The sequence below is a fragment of the Agrobacterium sp. AGB01 genome (assembly GCF_014851585.1).
In the GTDB taxonomy this organism is placed as follows: Bacteria; Pseudomonadota; Alphaproteobacteria; order Rhizobiales; family Rhizobiaceae; genus Agrobacterium.
This window is the reverse complement of record NZ_JACVAB010000001.1, coordinates 756,081-778,497: the sequence shown is the minus strand read 5'-3', so window position 1 is coordinate 778,497 and position 22,417 is coordinate 756,081. Positions and strand designations below refer to the sequence as shown.

19 protein-coding genes and 2 tRNA genes are annotated in these 22,417 nt (G+C 55.4%); 10 read left to right on the top strand and 11 right to left on the bottom strand.

Translation table 11 applies throughout. The features are described from left to right. Window positions 1-41: 41 nt before the first annotated feature. Both betA and IB237_RS03620 read left to right on the top strand, forming a co-directional pair. Window positions 42-1,694 (top strand): choline dehydrogenase, encoded by a 1,653-nt coding sequence (gene betA / locus IB237_RS03625; RefSeq protein ID WP_192487219.1) that lies wholly within the window; start codon window positions 42-44, stop codon window positions 1,692-1,694. A gap of 127 nt (window positions 1,695-1,821) precedes the next feature. Beyond that, window positions 1,822-3,180 carry a chloride channel protein gene (locus tag IB237_RS03620; protein ID WP_246787629.1) on the top strand — a complete coding sequence of 453 codons (1,359 nt, stop codon included), beginning with the start codon at window positions 1,822-1,824 and terminating at the stop codon, window positions 3,178-3,180. Window positions 3,181-3,182: 2 nt separating this feature from the next. On the opposite strand, the gene IB237_RS03615 is transcribed toward IB237_RS03620, so the two are convergent. From IB237_RS03615 to IB237_RS03595, 5 genes are all read right to left on the bottom strand, one after another. Next, window positions 3,183-4,220: a sulfate/molybdate ABC transporter ATP-binding protein gene (locus tag IB237_RS03615; protein WP_192487218.1), complete on the bottom strand. Its 1,038-nt coding sequence runs from the start codon at window positions 4,218-4,220 to the stop codon at window positions 3,183-3,185. 11 nt (window positions 4,221-4,231) lie between these two features. After that, complete coding sequence (cysW, locus tag IB237_RS03610; RefSeq protein ID WP_192487217.1) at window positions 4,232-5,104, bottom strand: sulfate ABC transporter permease subunit CysW; 873 nt, start codon at window positions 5,102-5,104, stop codon at window positions 4,232-4,234. Next, entirely contained in the window at window positions 5,097-5,954 is an 858-nt protein-coding gene (gene cysT / locus IB237_RS03605; protein ID WP_192487216.1) for a sulfate ABC transporter permease subunit CysT, read from the bottom strand. Before cysT ends, cysW begins: the two co-directional genes overlap by 8 nt. Window positions 5,955-6,182: 228 nt before the next feature. After that, window positions 6,183-7,208, bottom strand: a complete 1,026-nt coding sequence (locus IB237_RS03600) for a sulfate ABC transporter substrate-binding protein (protein WP_246787627.1) — start codon at window positions 7,206-7,208, stop codon at window positions 6,183-6,185. Window positions 7,209-7,472: 264 nt separating this feature from the next. Continuing rightward, window positions 7,473-7,913, bottom strand: a complete 441-nt coding sequence (locus IB237_RS03595; RefSeq protein ID WP_192487215.1) for an Rrf2 family transcriptional regulator — start codon at window positions 7,911-7,913, stop codon at window positions 7,473-7,475. Between the two features lie 228 nt (window positions 7,914-8,141). Here IB237_RS03595 and IB237_RS03590 point away from each other — a divergent pair, with 228 nt between their 5' ends. From IB237_RS03590 to cysN, 3 genes are read left to right on the top strand one after another with little or no spacing between them, the layout of a single operon-like run. Beyond that, complete coding sequence (locus IB237_RS03590) at window positions 8,142-8,912, top strand: phosphoadenylyl-sulfate reductase (protein WP_246787625.1); 771 nt, start codon at window positions 8,142-8,144, stop codon at window positions 8,910-8,912. A 36-nt stretch (window positions 8,913-8,948) separates the two neighbouring features. Next, complete coding sequence (gene cysD, locus IB237_RS03585) at window positions 8,949-9,899, top strand: sulfate adenylyltransferase subunit CysD (protein WP_192487213.1); 951 nt, start codon at window positions 8,949-8,951, stop codon at window positions 9,897-9,899. A gap of 1 nt (window position 9,900) precedes the next feature. After that, entirely contained in the window at window positions 9,901-11,376 is a 1,476-nt protein-coding gene (cysN, locus tag IB237_RS03580; RefSeq protein ID WP_192487212.1) for a sulfate adenylyltransferase subunit CysN, read from the top strand. Window positions 11,377-11,642: 266 nt separating this feature from the next. Here cysN and IB237_RS03575 read toward each other — a convergent pair whose 3' ends face one another. Continuing rightward, the gene (locus IB237_RS03575) at window positions 11,643-12,692 is read right to left on the bottom strand and encodes a LacI family DNA-binding transcriptional regulator (RefSeq protein ID WP_210323806.1); all 1,050 of its coding nucleotides are present in this window, start codon (window positions 12,690-12,692) and stop codon (window positions 11,643-11,645) included. 287 nt (window positions 12,693-12,979) lie between these two features. On the opposite strand from IB237_RS03575, the gene IB237_RS03570 reads away from it, so the two are divergent. Further along, complete coding sequence (locus IB237_RS03570; protein ID WP_192487211.1) at window positions 12,980-13,798, top strand: alpha/beta fold hydrolase; 819 nt, start codon at window positions 12,980-12,982, stop codon at window positions 13,796-13,798. A 35-nt stretch (window positions 13,799-13,833) separates the two neighbouring features. On the opposite strand, the gene IB237_RS03565 is transcribed toward IB237_RS03570, so the two are convergent. Together IB237_RS03565 and IB237_RS03560 are read right to left on the bottom strand one after the other, a co-directional pair. Continuing rightward, window positions 13,834-15,564 carry a flagellin gene (locus IB237_RS03565; RefSeq protein ID WP_192487210.1) on the bottom strand — a complete coding sequence of 577 codons (1,731 nt, stop codon included), beginning with the start codon at window positions 15,562-15,564 and terminating at the stop codon, window positions 13,834-13,836. 313 nt (window positions 15,565-15,877) lie between these two features. Next, window positions 15,878-15,954 (bottom strand) — tRNA-Pro (locus tag IB237_RS03560). 265 nt (window positions 15,955-16,219) lie between these two features. Here IB237_RS03560 and IB237_RS03555 point away from each other — a divergent pair. Further along, the gene (locus IB237_RS03555; protein WP_192487209.1) at window positions 16,220-16,624 is read left to right on the top strand and encodes a hypothetical protein; all 405 of its coding nucleotides are present in this window, start codon (window positions 16,220-16,222) and stop codon (window positions 16,622-16,624) included. A gap of 111 nt (window positions 16,625-16,735) precedes the next feature. Here IB237_RS03555 and IB237_RS03550 read toward each other — a convergent pair. Further along, window positions 16,736-16,810 (bottom strand) — tRNA-Gln (locus IB237_RS03550). Window positions 16,811-16,983: 173 nt separating this feature from the next. Between IB237_RS03550 and IB237_RS03545 the strand changes: the two genes are divergently transcribed. Both IB237_RS03545 and IB237_RS03540 read left to right on the top strand, forming a co-directional pair. Then, window positions 16,984-17,280 (top strand): cupin, encoded by a 297-nt coding sequence (locus IB237_RS03545; RefSeq protein WP_192487208.1) that lies wholly within the window; start codon window positions 16,984-16,986, stop codon window positions 17,278-17,280. 17 nt (window positions 17,281-17,297) lie between these two features. Next, window positions 17,298-18,206, top strand: a complete 909-nt coding sequence (locus IB237_RS03540) for an MBL fold metallo-hydrolase (RefSeq protein ID WP_192487207.1) — start codon at window positions 17,298-17,300, stop codon at window positions 18,204-18,206. Window positions 18,207-18,217: 11 nt separating this feature from the next. Here IB237_RS03540 and IB237_RS03535 read toward each other — a convergent pair whose 3' ends face one another. Continuing rightward, window positions 18,218-19,129, bottom strand: a complete 912-nt coding sequence (locus IB237_RS03535) for a DUF1499 domain-containing protein (protein ID WP_192487206.1) — start codon at window positions 19,127-19,129, stop codon at window positions 18,218-18,220. A gap of 244 nt (window positions 19,130-19,373) precedes the next feature. Between IB237_RS03535 and IB237_RS03530 the strand changes: the two genes are divergently transcribed. Then, the gene (locus IB237_RS03530) at window positions 19,374-19,646 is read left to right on the top strand and encodes a hypothetical protein (RefSeq protein ID WP_192487205.1); all 273 of its coding nucleotides are present in this window, start codon (window positions 19,374-19,376) and stop codon (window positions 19,644-19,646) included. Between the two features lie 13 nt (window positions 19,647-19,659). Here IB237_RS03530 and ppdK read toward each other — a convergent pair whose 3' ends face one another. Next, entirely contained in the window at window positions 19,660-22,335 is a 2,676-nt protein-coding gene (gene ppdK / locus IB237_RS03525; protein WP_192487204.1) for a pyruvate, phosphate dikinase, read from the bottom strand. Window positions 22,336-22,417 lie beyond the last annotated feature (82 nt).

Here is a 22,417-nt window from a genome sequence, read left to right as displayed (position 1 = left end):
CGCCTACTCTTACGACTAACAGATCGTTTCAAGGAAATTCTATGCAGCAAGCAGATTTCGTTATCGTCGGCTCGGGTTCGGCCGGTTCAGCCATGGCCTATCGCCTCTCCGAAGACGGCAAATATTCCGTCATCGTGATCGAGGCTGGCGGTAGTGATTTTGGCCCCTTCATCCAGATGCCGGCGGCGCTTGCATGGCCGATGAGCATGAAACGTTACAATTGGGGTTATCTGTCCGAGCCGGAACCGAACCTCAACAATCGCCGCATCACCGCACCGCGCGGCAAGGTGATTGGCGGTTCATCGTCCATCAATGGTCTTGTCTACGTGCGCGGCCATGCCGAAGACTTCAACCGCTGGGAAGAGCTTGGCGCGCGTGGCTGGGCCTATGCCGACGTGCTGCCCTACTTCCAGCGCATGGAGCACAGCCATGGCGGGGAAGAAGGCTGGCGCGGCACCGATGGTCCGCTGCATGTACAGCGTGGTCCGGTCAAGAACCCGCTGTTTCACGCCTTTATTCAGGCCGGCCAGCAGGCCGGTTTTGAAATGACCGAGGACTACAACGGCTCGAAGCAGGAAGGTTTTGGCCTGATGGAGCAGACCATCCATAATGGTCGGCGCTGGTCTGCCGCCAATGCTTATCTCCGGCCGGCTCTCAAGCGCCCCAATGTATCGCTGGTGCACGGATTTGCCCGCAAGATCGTCATTGAAAACGGTCGTGCGACCGGCGTGGAAATCGAACGAAAAGGTCGTGTCGAGGTCATCAAGGCTGGCCGCGAAGTGATCGTGTCGGCCTCCTCGTTCAATTCGCCCAAATTGCTGCTGTTGTCTGGCATCGGCCCGGCGCAGCATTTGCAGGATATGGGCATTGAGGTGAAGGTTGATCGACCGGGTGTCGGCGCCAACCTGCAGGACCATATGGAGTTTTACTTCCAGCAGATATCCACCAAGCCAGTATCGCTTTATTCCTGGCTGCCATGGTTCTGGCAGGGCGTGGCAGGCGCGCAGTGGCTGTTATCGAAGGGTGGCCTTGGTGCCTCCAACCAGTTCGAGGCCTGTGCATTCCTGCGCTCAGAGCCGGGCCTTAAGCAACCGGATATCCAGTACCACTTCCTGCCAGTGGCCATTTCTTATGACGGCCGTGCTGCCGCCAAGAGCCACGGTTTCCAGGTTCACGTTGGCTACAATCTGTCAAAGTCGCGTGGCAACGTGACCTTGCGCTCCGCCGACCCGAAGGCCGATCCGGTTATCCAATTCAATTATATGAGCCATGAGGAAGACTGGGAGAAGTTCCGCCACTGCGTAAGGCTGACACGCGAGATCTTTGGCCAGAAGGCATTTGACGATTATCGCGGTCCTGAAATTCAGCCGGGAAATGCGGTACAATCCGATGATGATATCGATGCCTTCCTTCGCGAACATCTCGAAAGCGCCTATCACCCTTGCGGCACCTGCAAGATGGGCGACCGTGATGACCCAATGGCGGTCGTCGATCCCGAATGCCGGGTGATTGGTGTAGAAGGATTGCGCGTCGCCGACAGTTCAATATTCCCGCATGTCACCTATGGCAACCTGAATGGCCCGTCGATCATGACAGGCGAGAAGGCCTCTGACCATATTCTCGGACGCCAGCCGTTGCCGCGCTCCAACCAGCAGCCATGGACCAATCCACGCGCTGCCGTCAGTGACAGATAAACGAGTGCTACCGTCAAAATCGAAAATCCCCGCCAGATATGTGGGGATTTTTATTTGCAATGGCATTACACGAGGCAGATAAGAGGGCAGCCTGATCGTTGACTGACTAAAGATCGTTTCCGATGCCATGAATTACAAGAAGCTGAAAATGCTGCGTCGCTCACGCGTGATGTGGGGGTTTTGGCGTGTGTGGAAACCCAGAGGAATTTTCTGGCTGGGTGCAATAGCAGTCGGCGTCATCAGCGTTGCCTTTGCAAAAATGGCGGATGCCGCGCAGCATCTGTTTTTTGCCATGACATCTGCAGGTGAATACACCTTCCTGCTGCCATTGATCATTACACCTGCTGGCTTCATGCTTTGTACATGGATTGCAGCAACCATTTTCCCCAACTCTCAAGGCAGTGGCATTCCGCAGGCTATTGCTGCGCGCCATTTGCGTGATGTCGAAGATCGCTCCCGGCTCTTAAACCTGAAAGTCGCCACGGGAAAAATCATTCTCACGATCACCGGCCTGCTGTGCGGCGCGTCAATCGGACGCGAAGGCCCGACAGTTCAGGTGGGTGCATCCATCATGCTGCAAGCCGCCCGTTGGGGTGGCATAGCGCAAGCCCGTGGCCTCATTCTCGCTGGCTCTGCTGCGGGCATTGCGGCGGCCTTCAACACGCCGCTTGCCGGCATCGTTTTTGCCATTGAGGAAATGAGCAGAGCATACGAATCCCGTGCTAACGGCCTGGTGCTCATGGCCGTCATTCTTTCCGGTCTTGCCTCGCTTGCGCTGGTCGGCAGCTACACTTATTTCGGTGCAAGCACTGTCTTGGCCACCACTGCAAAAGACTGGGCACTGGTTCTGGTTTGCGGTGTTGGCGGTGGCGTTTTCGGCGCCCTGTTCAGCGCACTCGCCTTGAAGATTTCGCAGCGTATACGTCGATGGAACCGCTATACGCCGTTGCGAAAAGTGCTCTTTATTGCCCTGATATGCGGTTTGGGTTCCGCACTGCTCGGCGTCATGACCGGTGGCGCAACATTCGGCACCGGCTATGAACAGGCGCGGGCGGCCATTGAAGGACATGGAACCGGTCAGTTGTTCTTCGTCGAAAAACTTGCCGCAACATTGCTTGCCATGCTGTCCGGTATCCCCGGTGGAATTTTTGCTCCATCGCTGTCGGTTGGAGCAGGTTTTGGCAGTACGGTTGCCTCCATGCTCGGCGCCAGTATTGGTCTTGGTGCGATTGTCGGCATGGCGGGGTATTTTGCCGGTGTCGTTCAAGCGCCCATGACAGCCTTCGTCATCATTCTGGAAATGACCGGCAATCACGAAGGCGTTCTACCCATCATGGCAGCCGCCATGCTGGGCTATCTGACGTCGCGGTTCATTTCGCATGAACCACTTTATCATGGCCTCTCGCGAGTTTTCCTGGCACAGAGCATTCGTGACAAACGCGCGACGCAACGTCACGATGCCCCGGCCAGCACACCGAGCCCCTAAGATTACTTCTGAAAAATCTTCCAGCGTGTTGGGCGGAAACGCAGTTCCTGCCCAACAACGATCGACGCATGCAGCGGCACTTCGATTTCCAGATGGTAGGGATCATGGCCGTTATTGGCGATGTCGATTTCCGCAATGCGTGTTCCGGCCAGACGACGACAGGTGGTAACCTTGCCGTATAGCGCGCCCTGATCGATAGTCAGTTCGACATCTTCCGGACGGAAGAACAGTTCACCCTCACCCTTGCCTTCATCGGAAACGCCGATCTGCTCACCCTGGAACAGAACATGGCCGTCCTTGATCGACACCGGCAGGCTGGAAGATTCACCGATAAATGAAAACACGAAAGGTGAGTTGGGACGATCGTACACGTCGTCAGCCGTTCCAACCTGCTCGATCTTACCCTGGCTCATCACCACCACACGGTCGGCTAGTTCTAGCGCCTCTTCCTGATCGTGTGTCACGAAGACCGTTGTATGGCCGGTGCGGTCATGGAATTCGCGCAGCCAACGGCGCAGTTCCTTGCGCACCTTGGCGTCGAGCGCACCGAAAGGTTCGTCGAGCAGCAGGACCTTTGGTTCGATTGCCACGGCACGTGCCAAAGCAACACGCTGGCGCTGACCGCCAGATAGCTGGTTCGGATACCGTTTTTCAAGGCCGCTCAGATGCACCATATCAAGCAGTTCCGACACGCGGCGCTTGATCTCGCTTTTGGCCGGACGTGTGTCCGACGGGCGTACCTTCAAGCCGAAGGCAATATTCTCGGCCACCGTCATGTGGCGGAAAAGCGCATAGTGCTGAAACACGAAACCAACGTTACGTTCCTGAACACTGCGGTGCGAGGCATCCTCATCTCCGAAAAAGATCAGCCCTTGCGTGGGTTGCTCCAAACCGGCGATCAAACGCAACAGCGTGGTCTTGCCCGAACCGGAAGGTCCAAGAAGCGCGATCAGTTCTCCAGAACGAATGTCCAGCGACACATCGTTCAAAGCCGGAAAACGATCAAACTGCTTGGTAATGCCGGAAACTTTGACTTCCATAAAAATGCCCTTCAATGCTTGCCGGCAGCGTTGCCCGCGCCAAAGCGAATTTCAAGAATAGTTTTCAGAACGAGCGTAACCAGCGCCAGACCCGCCAGCAGCGTTGCGACAGCAAATGCAGCACCGATATTATACTCATTATAGAGAATCTCGACATGCAACGGCATGGTGTTGGTTTCACCGCGAATGTGACCCGACACCACCGAGACGGCACCGAATTCACCCATGGCACGCGCGTTACACAGCAACACGCCGTAAAGCAGGCCCCATTTGATGTTGGGCAGGGTCACATACCAGAAGGTCTGCCAGCCGGAGGCCCCGAGCGAAATGGCCGCCTCTTCGTCACCCGTTCCCTGCTCCTGCATCAGCGGAATAAGTTCACGTGCCACGAACGGAAAGGTCACAAATACCGTGGCCAATACGATGCCGGGCACGGCAAACAGGATTTCGATACCGTAGCTTTTCAGCCATGGACCGAGCACGCTGTGGGACGAAAACAGGATGACATAAACAAGGCCCGAAATCACAGGTGAAATCGAGAACGGCAGGTCAATCAGCGTAATCAGGAAAGCCTTGCCCTTGAATTCGAACTTCGCAATGGCCCAGGCCGCTGCGACACCGAAGATCAGGTTTAGCGGGACAGAGATTGCCGCGACAAGCAATGTCAGGCGAATGGCCGACAGAGCATCTGGCTCGACAATCGCTTCCCAGAAGGCTTCCCCGCCCTTGCGGAAAGCTTCAAAAAACACCGAGACCAGCGGAAGGACCAGAAACAGGGCCAGAAAGAGGAAAGCCAGAGCAAAAAGCGCCAATATTGCAAGCGGACCTTCAGTTGCCGGATCACGGAATGGTCTGGATTGGATGGTGCGCGCGTTATCAGGCATATCCGTACCTCTTGCGGCTCCAAGCCTGAATGAGATTGATGACAAAAAGCATCGCAAAGGAAATGATCAACATGATTGTCGCTATGCCTGTTGCGCCTGCGTAATTGAATTCCTCCAGACGGATGACAATCAACAGCGGCGCGATTTCCGAGACATAAGGAATATTGCCGGCAATAAAGATGACCGAACCGTATTCACCCACACCTCGGGCGAACGCCAGTGCAAAGCCCGTGAGGATTGCCGGAACCAGACCCGGCAGCAGAATACGAGTGATAGTCTGAAAACGGTTGGCGCCCAAAGTCGCGGCAACCTCTTCCACCTGACGGTCAATTTCTTCCATGACCGGCTGCACGGTGCGCACCACAAATGGCAGACCGATGAAGATTAGCGCGATGACAATACCGGTTGGTGTGAAGGCGATCTTGATGCCGAAGGGCTCAAACCATGACCCCACCCAACCACGATTGGAATAAAGTGCAGTGAGCGCGATACCGGCAACGGCGGTGGGCAAAGCAAACGGCAGATCGACGATGGCGTCAACAAAGCGGCGGCCGGGGAAGCGATAGCGCACCAGCACCCATGCGATTATGACGCCGAACACCGCGTTGACCATGGCAGCTACGAAGGCCGTGCCGAAGCTGACGCGCAGGGCGTTCAGTGTTCTGCTATCTGTGGCGATGGCAATAAAGTCTGCCAGACCGAGTTTTGCGGTGGACCATACCAAGCCGCCAAGTGGAATGAGAATTATAAGAAAAAGGTAAGTTATCGTGTAGCCGAGCGTCAGGCCAAATCCTGGCAGGACACTCGACTGACGCCACTTCCACCTGCTTGGCGATGGGGTATTGCTCATCAATGCTCCGGGTAAACTCTGGTGGCAAAAGCCACCCTTTTTCAGAACGCCGGGAAAACTGGACTAATCCCGCCACTCTCAGCTGTTGTTCAGGCACCAGACGTCAGGACACGCGTCAGGCAAAATCCACGCTGGCACTTTACGCGCCATCGACCGGCTTGTGGCCGGTCGATATCTTATCCGGTCTGGAATGGTTTGCTGCCAATCCAGAATGTTCACATCATCCGCTTACTTGCCGGGCTTGTAAATCTGGTCGAAGATCCCGCCGTCACCAAAATGTTCCGGCTGCGCCTTGGCCCATCCGCCAAACAGCGGGTCGTCGATGGTGACCAGCTTGATGTCTGGCAGCTGCTTCAACAGATCAGGTGCGACGACAGACGGGTTGGATGGACGGTAGAAGTGCTTGGCAGCAATGTTCTGACCTTCGTCAGAATAAAGATACTGCAGGTAAGCTTCTGCGACCTTGCGGGTACCCTTGGCATCGACGTTCTTGTCAACCACAGCGACTGGTGGCTCTGCGAGGATGGAGATCGGCGGCACAACGATATCGAAAGCGTCCTTGCCGAATTCCTCACCGGCCAGATAGGCTTCGTTTTCCCAGGCCAGCAGCACGTCACCAATCTGACGCTGTGCGAAGGTTACCGTTGAACCACGGGCGCCTGTGTCCAGCACTGGAGCACGTTTGTAGAGTTCACCCACATACGCTTTGATCTTGTCCTGATCGCCCTTGTACTCTTCATTGGCCCATGCCCAGGCGGCAAGGTAGTTCCAGCGTGCACCACCTGAGGTCTTCGGGTTTGGCGTTACGATCTGGATATCGCCCTTTACGAGGTCACCCCAGTTATGGATGCCCTTTGGGTTGCCCTTGCGGACCAAGAAAACGATTGTCGATGTATAAGGAGATGAATTGTGCGGCAGGCGTGTGCGCCAGTCGGCGTTGATCTTGCCACCATTCTTCACGATGGCATCAATGTCGCTCTGCAGGGCGAGCGTAACTACATCGGCTTCAAGACCATCGATAACCGAACGGGCCTGTTTGCCGGAGCCGCCATGCGACTGCTGAATGGTAATGTCTTCACCCGTATCAGCCTTCCACTTCTTGGCGAAGGCGTCGTTGAAATCCTTGTAAAGCTCACGGGTCGGGTCGTAGGAAACGTTCAACAGTTTAGTATCGGCCGAGGCGGCGCTAAACGAGCCAACCGTCAGTGAAAGGCTCAGAGCAAGAATGCTCAAGCCGGAGAGAAGCTTTGACATAGGTTTTCCTCCTATTGGATGCCTCTTAACTCTACTGGTTCAGTCGTCTTGGTCAATCGCATGAATTGTAATCGCAAAAGTGTTTCCCCCCGGCTTTCCGGCGGGCAATAAACACAGTGCACAACGGCAAAATTGCGCAATATGGCCCTTTGAACTCAAACACACAGGCAAAACGAATTCACGTTTTTATGCGAAAAACGGGGCACTACAGGCAGGATAATTCATTCAGGCGGAATATTGTTCCCCGACAAATCGCATCAAGCGTCAGGCCTTGAGCAACTCCGGAACCATCACACCGCTGACCGAATCCGCGATGGTGGTGTTGAACAGGATGTTGCGGGTGCTGTCGGCAACGCGGGCGAATACGTGGCGAATTTCGCACTGGCTTTCGCCATCACAGTCCTCGCATTGGCGGTACGCTGTCTGCGACAGACAGGGCAGCGGCGCAACGGGACCATCGATCAGACGCAGGATTTCGCCAAAAGTAATATCGTTGGCTGGGCGCAGCAGAAGATAACCACCCTGCTTGCCACGTCGGCTTTCGACGTAACCTTCGCGTTTCAGCTCAAGAAGGATCTGCTCCAGAAACTTTTTCGGAATGGCTCGTTTCTTGGCTATATCGGAAATCTGTACAGGACATGCGTCATCGCTTTGTGCCAATGCGGCCAGCGCCCTCAACGCATATTTCGCCTTCTGGGAAATCATAACAAAACCAAAAACACGCCACGCAAACAAATGTTCCCCCCCGCATTAGCGCAATTTCCGAAAGAATTCAAACCGATGAGCGCCCTTCTTACGCGTGGGCACGTTTTGCTTAAGAATTGGCGTGTGTGAGAGATATTTGCTCCCTAAAGCAAAGGCCAAAGACTCACATTTCTTACAAAGAGCGGCCTGAAGACCGATAATCGCCAAAATCGCAGATGGATGCCGATGATGACGATGCCTAAGCCTTTGCAGACCGATAAACCTCTCGACGTTGTGTCGCTGGATGAAGCCCTTGCCTCACTGGATTTGGCCGGAAGGCTATCGCTTGTGGCAGGGCTCGGCGGTCGTGCGGTGTTTACCACCAGCCTTGGCATTGAAGACCAGGTTATCACCGCTGCCATCGGCACACACAGGCTTCCAATCGAAGTGGCAACGCTTGAAACCGGCCGTCTGTTTGCCGAAACCGTTACGCTGATTTCGGAAACCGAAGAACGCTACGATATTGCCATCCGTCGCTTTTATCCCGAACAGGATGACATCGACGCCTATGCCGCCAAGTACGGCCTAAACGGCTTTTACGAGAGCGTTGAAGCCCGCCATGCCTGCTGTCATGTCAGAAAGTTGAAGCCGCTGGCCAGAGCGCTGGAAGGTGCTTCTTTCTGGATTACCGGCCTGCGCCGTGGTCAGTCCGGCAACCGGGCGTCCACACCCTTTGCCGAATATGATGCGGACAGAAACCTCATCAAAATCAACGCCCTTGCAGACTGGGACATTGATGCGATCCACGCCCATGTGACGAAGGAGAGCATTCCGGTGAACCCGTTGCATGGACGTGGTTATCCCTCGATCGGCTGCGAACCGTGTACACGCGCCATCAAGCCCGGCGAGCCTGAGCGCGCCGGACGCTGGTGGTGGGAAAACGACGAAAAGCGCGAGTGCGGCCTCCATGTTGCGGAAGCGCCTCAAGCCTCTCTCCTCCCCTCATCATCCCAGCAGTAACCTTTTCTCAGAATTCAGAAATCCCGGAGTTTTTACATGTCTAGTGCCCTTCCGGAAACGGAAAGCAAAAGCCCGCTTGCACCCAAGCCGCCTCTTGATCCCCATCTGAAAGCCCTTGAAAACGAAGCCATTCACATTTTCCGTGAAGTTGCAGCCGAGTTCGAAAATCCTGTGATGCTGTATTCCATCGGCAAGGACTCGTCTGTCCTGCTGCATTTGGCGCGCAAGGCATTTTTCCCTGGTCGCGTGCCCTTCCCGCTGTTGCACGTCAACACCGGTTGGAAGTTCAAGGAAATGATCGAGTTCCGTGACCGCATGGTCAAGGAATATGATCTCGACCTGATTTCCCACACCAACCCGCGTGGTGATGCCGAGAAGATTTCGCCGTTTACCCACGGTTCGCTTTACACCGACATCATGAAAACCGAAGCGCTGAAGCAGGCGCTGGATGCCGGCAAATTCGATGCTGCATTCGGTGGTGCACGCCGCGACGAAGAAGCAAGCCGCGCAAAGGAACGTATCTACTCGTTCCGCACGCCAGATCACCGCTGGGACCCACGCAACCAGCGCCCGGAACTGTGGAACATCTATAACGGCATGATCAAGCGTGGCGAAAGCGTACGCGCCTTCCCGCTGTCCAACTGGACGGAAGTCGATATCTGGCGTTACATTCAGGCGGAAAACATTCCGCTGGTGCCACTCTATTACGCCAAGACGCGCCCCTATGTTGAGCGCGATGGCATGATGATCCTGGCGGAAGATGAGCGTCTGGAACTGCTGCCCGGCGAAGTGAAGCAGGAAGGCATGATCCGCTTCCGTACACTCGGCTGCTTCCCGCTGACCGGCGCCATCCGCTCCACAGCGACGACGCTGACAGAAGTTATCGACGAGCTGGAAATTGCGACTGTTTCCGAACGGCAAGGCCGCGCCATTGACCGTGACCAGTCCGGCTCCATGGAAAAGAAGAAACGCGAAGGATATTTCTGATATGGCCTCCCATAACGAAACCACCTCCGCTACAATTCTGCCGTTTGCAGAACCGGTCAAGGCAGTGCGTGACACGCGCCCCTTGCGCCTGATTACCTGCGGTAGCGTGGATGATGGAAAATCGACCCTGATCGGCCGCCTACTTTGGGACACCAAGGCTGTGAAGGAAGATCAGGCTGCAACGCTACGTCGTGACAGCGGCAAGCAGAACGACCTTGGTCTGCCGGACTTTGCATTGTTGCTGGATGGTCTTCAGGCCGAGCGCGAACAAGGCATCACTATTGATGTCGCCTATCGTTATTTCTCGACCGAAAAACGCGCCTTTATCGTCGCTGACACGCCCGGTCACGAGCAGTATACGCGCAACATGGCAACCGGTGCATCCACGGCCGATCTCGCCATTCTGCTGATCGACGCCCGCGTCGGCATTCTTGAGCAGACCCGCCGTCATGCGACGATTGCTGCCCTGATGGGCATCAAGCAGTTTGTATTGGCGATCAACAAGATCGACCTGACCAATTACGATAAGGCCGGCTTTGAGCTTATTGCCCATGACTTCCGCGAATTTGCGCTGTCGCTGGGTGTAAAGCAGATTACCGCGATTCCCATGTCTGCGCTGAAGGGCGAAAACGTGGTGTTGAGCGGTCATGCCGCCATGCCATGGTATGATGGTCCGACTTTGGTCGAAACACTGGAACTGGCCACTGTTCGCTCCTCGCAAACCGTTGGTTTCCGCATGCCAGTTCAGCGCGTATCGCGTCCGGGCGAAAGCTTCCGTGGTTATCAGGGCACGATTGCCGGTGGCTCAGTCAAGCCGGGTGACTCCGTCGTCATTCTGCCGTCCGGGACGGTTGCCAATGTCAAGCAGATCGTGACGTTTGATCTGGTGCGCAACGCTGCTGTGGCAGGTGACGCCGTCACACTGGTGCTTGACCGGCAGGTCGACATTTCCCGTGGCGATGTCATCAGCTCGATTGACGGCCAGCCGCATGCCGGGCTTGCCTTTGATGCGCAACTGGTTGCCCTGCAACCCGGTGGCATTGAGCCCAATAAACGTTACTGGCTGAAAAGCGGCAGTCGCCGCCAGCGTGTAACGGTTGAGCCGGTTTCGCAACTCGACCTCAAGAACGGCAAATGGCAGGAACATTCGACCGCACTGGCAATGAATGCCATCGGCAAGGTGCATCTGTCCTTTGATGAGACTGCGATCTTCGACCCCTATGAACTGAACCGTGCAACCGGCTCGTTTATCCTGATCGACCCGGACAGCAACAACACGGTTGCCGGTGGCATGATCGTATCCAAGCGCAGCGATGTTAGCGCTTTGGGCAGCAATGAACGGGTGATCCTATCACTGCCAGCAGATCTGGCTGAAAAGTTGCTGTCGAGCGAGCTGTTTGCGAACCGCCGTGATGACATTGACGTTCGCCGGACAAATGCAACCACGGCCAACCGGATCATCAATGATCTGAGCTGAGGTTCTGCGTTCAGCCAATACAAAAGCCACCTTCCTCGGAAGGTGGCTTTTTGATTTTTGCCTGTTACGGCATACCGCATTTGGTTTGGAGATCTTCAAGTATTCCTACTAGTGCAGGAAGAACATCCAGATCAAAAGCACAACAACAAACGGTACGCCCATGGCCCACAGAAGCATTGCTCGTAACATGTTTCTACCTCCTTGCTTGTTCGAATAAATAACGACAAGGCGATGGAAAAGGTTCCAAAGCAGTTCAGAGACTTATTTCAGATTGATACAGGGCTGCGCAGTCGCCGCGTGGTTTGCCGCTCGACAAACTGATAGTCGAGGCTGACGATCTTCTCTTCAACCTTTTTTCCGGCCGCCAGCGTCAGCAGCATGTCGGCAGCGCGGTAACCCATCTCGAAACGCGGAATACGCACCGTCGTCAGCGGCGGTTCAGTAACGCTCGCAAAGTCCAGATCGTTAAAGCCGCAGATTCCGAAATCTTCGGGGATACGGATGCCGAGACGTTGAGCCTCAAAAATAACACCCAGCGCCACATCATCGCTGTGACATAATACACCATCAGCGTCTGGCACGGCCTCAATGAAAGCGCGCGCGAGGCGAGAGCCGAGTCTTGGGCTTGGCGGCGTATCCTCCCAGAACACCAGTTTTTCGTCGTATAGGCCAGCATCGCGCATCGCCTCGCAATAGCCCATCTGGCGCTGTCGGACCCGGAAATCATTGCCGCCACCGATCAGTGCGAAACGACGATAGCCCTGCGCCAGCATGTGCCGTGTTGCGGCTCGTGCCGCACTTCGGTGGTCAATCGCCACCGCAAATTCCGACAATGGAAAACTGACATCAACAGTTTGCACGATGGGGCATGCGGCCTCACGCATGAGCGCTTCCATACTGCCGTGATCTTCCACCCCGGCCAGAATGATACCGGCCGGACGCTGCGCGGCAAACAGGCGGATCTTGGCAATTTCTTCGGCCAGATCATAATGGGTATTGGCATATTGGATGCTGTAATCACTGCCCCTTACCCGCTCCTCGATACCACGCACCACACTTAGTACGGCAGCATGTGACAGGGATGGAACAAGCACGCCAATGAAACCACTGCTGCCACGCGCAAGGGCCCGCGCTGCAAGATCGGGAACGTAACCCATCTCCGCTACAATTTGCAGAATCATCTCACGCAATGTCTCGGAAACCTTGTCGGGCTCCCGCAATGCTCTTGAAACGGTTATTGCACTGACACCTGCTTTTTCTGCGACGTGCTGCAAGGTAATCTTTTCACGCGCCGTGCGTTTGTTGCGTAATGTCAATCATGCACCTCTGGAGAACGATCCCGGTGTAATTACCCTATTTCAACCGCATCTTCGAACTGCAACGTTGTAGATGGAATATTATCGGCCGGAACTTGAATCGCTTCTGTTCATAATATTTAAAAGAAAACGCATTATGTGCCACACCCCCATAAATGGGGGTACAGTATTAGATCATCATAAACCAACCCAAACACTGTATTGCTCGCAAGTGATGGAAACTCGTTTTCGTCCCTTCAAAATATCGTAGAGTATTCGCAAACAATTTTACGGAAATGAACACGCATATGATGACCACAGATCATTTTTTTCAATCCGGCAATGCCCGCCTTGCTTTTGGTGAAGCTGGAGAAGGCGAACCGGTTATTCTGACCCATGGCTACACCTCCAGCACCGCTACCCAGTGGGGCAAAGATGGCGTTTTAGACGCGTTGCCGAGCCAGTTTCGCGTCATCGCCCTCGATAATCGCGGCCATGGCAACAGCCAAAGCCTGCACCGCCGCGAAGACTACGGCCGGGAAATGGCGCTGGATGTGTTGCGCCTGATGGATCATCTGAAGCTGGAACGCGCGCATATTCTAGCCTATTCGCTTGGTGCGCATATCGCCGCTCAAACACTGACTATCGCGCCCGAGCGCATGGCAAGCCTGACACTCGGCGGCGGGGTCGGACGCTGGAATTTTACGGCCGCAGAACTTCAGGCTATCTCTGACGAGGCGGATGAACTGGCCAATGGTGCAATGACAAAGCACATATTGCGCATGTGGACTGGTTCGCCCAAACCCGGCCCAGAGCAGGTTATTGAGATTTCGCGCCAGAGGCTCGCGGGCAAGGATGCACTGTCGCTTTCAGCCATCAAACGCTCGATGCCTGACCATACCGTGACCCTTGAGGAGATGAAGGCGAGTATCGAAAGGACGTCGCTGCCGGTTCTCGGCATTATCGGTTCACTGGACTGGCAGGCGGAAGCCATGCGGGAACTCAAGAGCCGCATCCCGCAAATCGAGCATGTGGAAATTGATGGCGCCACTCACGGCAACGCTCCATCCCACCCGCTGTTTCGGCAAGCTGTCACGGACTTCCTCAAGCGTCATCCAATGGCATGACGGTTTGGCCTCCAAGATCTCAGTTTGCCGGTTGATCAGCGGAACAGTTGCGCGATATTTTCGGAGTTGGAGTTGGCGATCGACAGCGCCTGGATTGCCAGCTGCTGCTGTGTCTGGAGCGCTTTGAGGCGCGTCGAGACTTCGTTCATGTCGGCATCGACAAGCCGGACGACGCCCTGACTGATAGACTGGGAAAGCCGGTTAGCGAATTCGCTCTGCATGTCGATACGCATGGAAAGCGCTCCAAGTGTCGCGGCGCTGTCAATCGCCTCGCGCAACATGTGCTCGACACCCTCAATGTATTTATCGATCTTGAAACGGGTGGAGGTGACATCGATCTCGGCGAGGTCAAAATCCAGCGAGAATGGCAGGTTGGTGCGCACGTTTGAAACGTTGAACCTTGCTGCCCGGTTTCCGGCTTCGGGATACATCGCCGGATCAGCCATGAAGACGACAACGCCTGGATATTCCAGATCATTGGATATGACCGTGACGCCGGTACCTGCCGTCACATAGGCAAGCACAGTCGCCAGTTCGTGGCGGTCGCCGATATATCCATCTGTTGTGCCAAGGGCCGCATCAACGACTGCCTTGTTGATGAGCATTGTCTGCACGCCACCACCATTGACCTCAACGTCAAAGCGGATTTCCGCAGTTGCCGAAACCATGAACCCTTCGGTGAAGCTGAGAGTGCCCTTGGGGAACATGTTGTCGTGATTGTTGGATGGCGCATCCTCGAGCCCCAGCGCAAAACCTGCTGGATGTCCCACCGCAAAACTTGAGCTTACCCCGACGATGTCCACGCTTGAACCATTACGCCCCGAAGTCTCAAGCGAACCAATTTCGAAGCGGGTGGCAGAGTTACCGAAGGACGTATAAGTCGACGGCCTTACAGCCCACAAGGGAACGCTGTTATCATCGAACACCTGCTGCAACACACGTGTCATGTCGTAGGCATTGTTGATAGTGCCGGTGGTCGTACCAAGGGCGTTGTCAATCACGCTCTTGTCTATTCTCAAATTGTTGACCGTTACACCGGCGTCGGTGTCGAACGCGTCGATCAACACCGAGAACTCGATGAAGTCGCCAACATCAAACGTAGCAGGTCCTGTAAATTCGTGGGTTTCGTGGCCGTTATGGGCATAGGCATTCATGTTGGCATTGGCAAAACCGCCCATGTCGCTCACGCCGCCGAGATCTTTCTGCAGAATGCCACCGCCGCCGGCATTAAGCATGCTGATGCTTTTCAGATCGACCTCTGTCGTCTTGACGGCAACCGAACCGTCGCTTGATCTGACGAAAGCGGAAACCACTGATGATGTCAGGCTGTCCGTTTCCATCAGATGGGTTGTCGCGTCGGTGTTCAGCCAGTTGGCACCGCTGAAGCTTGAAGACGCCACGATGCTCTCGGCCTGCGCATTCAACTGCGTCAGCTCTTCCTGGATCTTGGAGCGGTCCAGGCCCTCCTCCTTCGCAGCCACCAGACGGGCTTTGAACTGTTTGAGCACATCAACAACCGAACTGGTTCCAGCATAGGCCGTATCAACCTTCGCAGCGCCAAGACCCAGAGCATCGGTGACGGCAGACAGCGCCACGTTGTCCGATCGCATGGTGGTCGCAATCGACCAGTAGGCAGCATTGTCAGACGCAGACGAAATACGCAGACCTGAAGAGGTCTCGTTCTGTGCTTGCCGAAGACTGGAATCGATGGCGCGCAACGTCTGGAGTGCAGACATCGCTCCAACGTTCGTAAGAATGCTGGTCATAATAGCTCATGGAAAAATTGTGAGATGCTCGTCATGAGCTATGAGAGGTTGCATGCAATACAACCGAACATGGTTAACAACTCTTTAACCAAGGTGCCAATAGGTTAAAATTGTGATAATTTTTGCGCTATTGGCGACATCAACCACAATGGTGAAGAAGAGCGCGACCCGACCGACACCAGTCGGTCATCAAGCCATGAGTTATAATCTGGGGAGAGCAAAAAGCGCGTTTGCAAACTGTGCGCGGAGGCGAAATAGAACACGCCAACCCACTGAAGTCGCAGGTAAAAATAGTTGATTTTATGGGATAATATGGTCGGAGTGGAGAGATTCGAACTCCCGACCCTCTGGTCCCAAACCAGATGCGCTACCAGACTGCGCTACACTCCGTTACCTGCGGCACTCTATAGACCAGCCTAAAAAGTTCCACAAGCGGACAACGCAGCTTTTGTGTAAATTTTATGATGGTTCTTTGCTCATTTCGTTTGGGCTTGCGCATCCGCAATTTTCAGCCGGGTGCAAACGTTACAAAAAAGCAATTCCGTCAATAAATCGCACATTAGCACTCGCAAAACACTCCATTCGACGCAACAAATCTGCTAGGCGACGCACATAAACGGCAATCAGCCGGACAAAATTCAAAAGGATCTCGACCATGCGATTTCGCAGCGTAATGCTGGCAGGGCTGGCTGTTGCCCTCACCGCCTGCACCACAACGTCACTGCCAGCAACAAATCCAATCGAAAGCCGCTGGAAGGGACAGTCCGCAGGCGTATTTTTCGCAAAATACGGCCCGCCGATCAGCGACACGGCATCTGGCAGCGAAACGCTTTACACATGGCGCGGCGGATACAAAAACACACGCGTTCCTGCGCAGTTTGAGCAGACTAAGGACGGCAAGCGTGGCAAGCAGACTGCACCAGCCCGCACGCTCTACCTGTCGTGCACCGTGCAGATCACAGCTTCGGAAGATTACACCATCCGCTCGATCCGCCCGGTTGCCGACCGCCCAGGCGTGAACGGCCCGAGTTACTGCGCAGAATTCCTGACTGCTGAGTAATATATCCAAAGACCAATACGGCCCCGCAGTAACATCGGGGCCGTAATGTTATTGACGCTGCCCGACCGATTGATCAGCAGACTTAAAACTCAAAATCATCTTGGAAAAATGTGGCTGGGGCGCCAGGATTCGAACCTGGGAATGCCGGTACCAAAAACCGGTGCCTTACCGCTTGGCGACGCCCCAACAAAACAGCAGGGCGAAGCGCTGCTATTCGAGTGGCGCCTGATTAGCAAAGCATAAGGGCAGCGGCAATCATTAAGTTTGCAGAACTGCAATATTTCTTGTTAGGACCGGACCATCTTCATGGTAGTTCATAAAGCAACCGATATTGCCGATCATTTTGCTTGAAAGCGCACATGAGCAAATACAGCGCACGTCCCCCAGCCACGCCAACCACACTGCTTGATGACGATGTCGTGCGGATCATCCGTTGGGACTTTGAGCCCGGTGCCGATACCGGCCACCATACCCACGGGCTTGGTTACGTTGTTGTGCCGATGACCGATTGCCATTTCCTGATCGAGGATGAAAATGGCAGCCGTCGCGTCGACACACCGCGCGGCATGCCGTATCGGCGGGAGGCAGGCGTTTCGCACAATGTCGTCAATGCTGGTAACGAGCCAATGTCATTTATCGAAATCGAATACAAATAAGGGCGTTAGCCAGACAGATGCCAGACCCGGAATTCAGCCGCGAATTTCTGCCCGCCTATGGTACAGCCATTCCGGTGAGCGATCATGTCCAGCGGATTACCGTCAACAACCCTTCGCCGTTTACCTTTCATGGCACCAACAGCTACATTGTTGGTAACCGATCGGTTGCAGTTATCGATCCCGGCCCGGAAGATGACGCGCATTTCCAAGCTCTGATCGACGCCCTGAAAGGTCGGGAAGTCAGCCATATTTTTGTCAGCCATACACACCGCGACCACTCGCCGCTTGCTGCCCGGTTGAAAGATGCCACCGGTGCCATCGTCGTGGCTGAAGGTCCACACCGATCTGCACGTCCGCTGCATGCCGATGAACGCAACCCGTTTTCAGAAAGCTCCGACTACACCTTCGCGCCGGATATCGCCATTGGCGACAATGAGAGCATATCAGGTGATGGCTGGACGTTGACGGCGCTGCACACACCCGGCCATACCGCAAACCATGCGTCCTTTGCGCTTGACGGTACCGGCATCGTATTTTCCGCCGACCATGTCATGGCCTGGGCAACCACCATTGTGGCACCACCGGATGGCGCGATGAGCGACTATATGGCGTCACTGGAAAAGCTGCTGGAGCGAGACGACAGGCTGTTCCTGCCCGGCCATGGTGGCCCGGTGAAAGACCCCTCTTCCTTTATGCGAGGATTGAGGACCCATCGTCGTATGCGCGAACGGGCCGTTCTGGAGCGGATAAAGGCTGGTGACCGCAGGATTCCCGACATGGTCAAGGTTATCTACCAGAGCACTGATCCGCGTCTGCACGGCGCTGCAGCTCTTTCGGTTCTGGCGCATCTGGAAGACCTGCTTGAAAAGGGGCGTGTGCAAACCGATGGCCCGCCATTGCTGTCAGGGCTTTATTTCCCGACGTAATGCTTAAGGGATCAGTCCCCCGATATGCCGAGCATCTCAGCATCCAGCGCCAGCAGATAGGCTTCCGCCAGACTGGCGCTTGTCCCGAGATCATGCCGGCCAAAACGTGAGGCAACGCGAATATCGACCAGCGTCGTTTCCGTTTCTTCCCGCAGTCGCAACAGGACATCAAAACGCGCACCAAGGATGAAGGAGCGTGTCGCACCCTGCACCAGCACATCGCCGCCCGTTCCAAACATCGGTCGCGGCGCATCCGCCGGTCTCGACAGCGGTACCGGCACATTTGCCGGTGGCTCGTCATTCAATGTCTCACCCGATAGATTTTCTTCCGGCGCAGGCAACGCTTCCGGCTGGTCAGGAATGGCGCCTGCAAGTCCACGTGTCTCGGTGATACGGATGCCTTGCGCCGTCGCGACTTTACGTGCCGCCTGATAGATACGGTCCACAGCACCTTCATAACGCCTCCCGGTCAAACCGGGATAGGCTTCAGCCTGTTCCACCCTCGTTTCGGCTGTAATTGGCGGACGGGAAAACCATTGCTGGTTGGCCGTGGGCACCTCGATCCATTCAGGGATATCAGTGGTATCGGTCGAGACATCGTAAAGAACAGGGTTTTGCCAATAGAGAAAACCTGCCCAAATCGCGACGCCCAAAGGCAAAGCCGATAACAGGATGGCTTTGAAGGCAGATCGACCGCCCTTTGCCCCTGTCATCCACAGCCGATAAAGACCAAAAAATGCCAAAAGCACTGCGACAAGCGCCAGGCCTGCAGAAATCAGCACCAGGCTGACAAAGTCCGGCATGGTGAGTGGCCCGAACCGGAACAGCGGCACGGCAAATACAAATAGGCACAGTGCGACAAGGCCGAAATAACGCGAGGCAGCGGCAGCACGGGAAACAGGTCGAACGAAGCGCACAGCCATGGAAACAGCCACCCGGATATTTTTCAGTCGTTATATGAAGCCTGCCATCCGGCAACGGATGGTCAGACCAATGGCCCAAGAATCACCATCTGCCAGTAAATAGACCGGATTCGCGTTGCGGCAAACGTGACGACAAAAGAAATTCTTCCGAAAGCGATCAAACGGGCGTATCAGTCGAACCAGATGCCATTCTATTCGTTGTAGAAAATGTGCATCACGGCCATTCGGCATTGGAGGTGTTCAGATGCGTATTTTCTCTCTCATCGGCTTGTTTTGTGCGGCAGTGACGTTGGCGTCCTGCCAAACCATGACACCGGAAGAGCGGCGTGCTGCCGACGAGGCGACCTGCCGCGGTTATGGTTTCAAAGTCGGAACAGATGCCATGTCCAGATGCCTGCTTGATATCGATCTGGACCGTCGTGCAGAAGCACGCAGTTGGCAACAACGGCAGAACGACATGTTCTTCCGCCAACCGGTGGTTATTGAACGCCGGGTGATCGTGCAGAAGTCGTCTTAGCGCGAACCGCCAGTCAGGCGGACAATGCCCTCGCCGCTATAGTAGCCTGCGCGGCGGCCAGCCGTGCAATCGGCACACGGAACGGCGAGCAAGACACATAATCCAGCCCCGCATCTTCGCAGAAATGGATCGATGCCGGGTCGCCACCATGCTCGCCACAGATACCGAGCTTTAGATCGCTTTTGGTCTGCCTGCCGCGCTCGGCAGCAATACGGATCAATTCGCCAACCCCGTCAAAATCGAGCGAAATGAACGGATCACGCTCAATGATACCCTTGCGCTGATAGGTCGTGATGAACCGCGCCGCATCGTCACGCGAAATACCGAAGGTCGTCTGCGTCAAGTCGTTGGTACCGAACGAGAAGAATTCGGCCGCTTCGGCAATGATATGAGCGCGCAAGGCGGCACGCGGCAGTTCGATCATCGTGCCGGTGAGATAATCGATTTTCACACCGGTTTCTTCCGCCACGCAGGCAGCGATGCGATCGATGCAGGCACGCACATAATCAAGTTCTGAGCGCAAGCCAACCAGTGGCACCATGATTTCCGGCACCACAGGTGCGCCAGTTTCCTTGGCTGCGGCAACGGCCGCTTCAAAGATCGCCCGCGCCTGCATTTCCGCAATTTCAGGATAGGAAATGGCAAGGCGACACCCGCGATGGCCGAGCATCGGGTTAAACTCGTGCAAAGCATCCAGCCGTTGACGGAATACGGTTTGCGGCATGCCCATGGCCGCCGCAACTTCAACGATTTCGCCATCGGTCTTTGGCAGGAATTCGTGCAAGGGCGGGTCCAGCAGACGGATGGTCACCGGCAGGCCATGCATGATCTTGAATATTTCGGTAAAGTCGGACCGCTGCATGGGCAACAGCCGGTCGAGTGCGACCCGCCTGCCCTCTTCACTGTCGGCAAGGATCATTTCCCGCATGGAGTGAATGCGGTCTTCCTCAAAGAACATGTGCTCGGTACGACAAAGGCCAATGCCTTCCGCACCGAAGGCACGGGCAGCACGTGCATCCTGCGGGGTATCGGCATTGGTACGAACTGTCATACGGCGTGCTTCATCCGCCCATGACATCAAGCGGGCAAAATCACCTGACAACTCCGGCTGTACCATCGGCACTTCACCGCGCAATACCTGCCCGGAGGAACCGTCAATGGTGATAATGTCACCCTTTTTGAGCACACAGCCCAGCCCAACCAGCGTGTTGTTGCGCAAATCAACACGCATGGAACCGGCACCGGAGACACAGGGAATACCCATGCCGCGTGCAACAACGGCCGCGTGGCTGGTCATGCCGCCGCGTGTCGTCAGGATACCGCCTGCGGCATGCATGCCGTGAATATCTTCAGGACTGGTTTCCATACGCACCAGAATGACGCTGCGACCTTCTGCATCCGCAGCAACGGCTGCCTCTGCGGTAAAGACGATTTCACCGGTGGCAGCTCCAGGGGAGGCAGGCAGACCGGAGCCGATGACAGGACGCTGCGAGCGCGGATCAATCGTCGGGTGCAAAAGCTGGTCCAGCGAGGAGGGCTCGATGCGCGATACTGCTTCATGACGGGAGATCAGCCCTTCATCCACCATATCGACAGCAATTTTGAGCGCGGCACGTGTCGTGCGTTTGCCGGCGCGGGTCTGCAGCATCCAAAGCTTGCCACGCTCAATGGTAAACTCCATGTCCTGCAAATCGCAGTAATGCCGCTCGAGATCGCCGCAGATGCCGGCAAATTCTTCGAACGCCTCCGGCATCAATTTTTCCATGGACGGCTTGTCCGATCCGGATGCAATACGGCCTTCTTCGGTAATTGATTGCGGTGTGCGAATGCCGGACACGACATCTTCACCCTGCGCATTGACCAGAAACTCGCCGTAAAGGGCTTTTTCTCCGGTTGATGGATTGCGCGTGAAAGCAACACCGGTTGCCGAAGTAGAGCCAAGGTTGCCGAACACCATGGCCTGGACATTGACCGCGGTTCCCCAGGCTGCCGGAATATTGTGAAGCTGCCGGTAGGTGACGGCACGCGGGTTCATCCAGCTGGCAAAAACAGCCTTGATGGCTCCCCATAACTGCACTTCGGTGTTCTGCGGGAATACCTCGTCCAGCTCATCTTCAATGATCTGTTTGTAGAGCGTGACGATGTGCTGCCATTCGACGGCGGAAAGCTCGGTGTCATATTCATAACCGAGGCGTGCCTTTTCATCTTCTAGCACCTCCTCAAAAACCTCGTGGTCGAGGCCCATGACCACATCGGCATACATCTGGATAAAGCGGCGATAGCTGTCCCAGGCAAAACGTGCGTCACCAGCATCATGGCCCAGCGCCTCCACGGTTTGATCATTGAGGCCGAGATTGAGGACAGTATCCATCATGCCGGGCATCGAGACTTTCGCGCCAGACCGAACTGAAAGCAGCAAAGGTTGCGAACCGCAGCCAAATTTGCGACCCGACATGGCCTCCATGTCGGCAATACCTGTCATGACCTGTTGTTTAAGATCGTCAGGCAGATCGCGGCCGTTGACGTGATACCAGCCACATGCTTCGCTGATGATGGTCAGGCCAGGTGGCACCGGCAGGCCGAGACTTGCCATTTCGGCAAGATTTGCCCCTTTGCCGCCAAGGATCTCGACGTCACTCGCCCTGCCTTCGGCTGCCCCGTTGCCAAAGGTGTAGACCCATTTCTTCATCAACGCTCTCCACCCAGAAGCGGTCTTGTTTTTCAAATCTTTATAGCATCATCCGGCTATTTAAAATCGATACCGTATAACT